The sequence below is a fragment of the Frankia umida genome (genome assembly GCF_023242945.1).
GTDB classification, from domain to species: domain Bacteria; phylum Actinomycetota; class Actinomycetes; order Frankiales; family Frankiaceae; genus Frankia; species Frankia umida.
The window spans coordinates 1-269 of the sequence record NZ_JALKFT010000133.1 but is presented as its reverse complement, the minus strand read 5'-3'; the positions used below and the strand labels follow the sequence as shown (position 1 = coordinate 269).

The following is a 269-nucleotide window of genomic DNA, read 5'->3' as shown; positions in this document are numbered from 1 at the left end:
GAGTAAAGTAATACTGAGCATTGAGTTCGAAGTTGTCGAATTTCCAAGCGTTCCACGTCGCGCCGTTTTGCAGGGCGGTATTGTCGATCCACGCATTGCCGGCGGGGTTGTAGACATCGACATGGGACCACGCGGCGCCGACGAGTACGTGGGTAAACTGGTAGGAAGCCGCTACGCCGATGTCCTGCTGCGACGAGCCGTTGAAGAGATCGCCACTGTTGACCGCGCCACCCGCCGCGAGCCCGGGATTGTTGAGCTTCAGGTAGGAC

At 58.7% G+C, this 269-nt stretch carries 1 protein-coding gene; it reads right to left on the bottom strand.

Annotated features, from left to right (window positions below; genetic code table 11):
• Window positions 1–269: hypothetical protein (locus MXD59_RS26115; RefSeq protein WP_248827219.1), on the bottom strand; the 269-nt coding region annotated here is incomplete at both ends.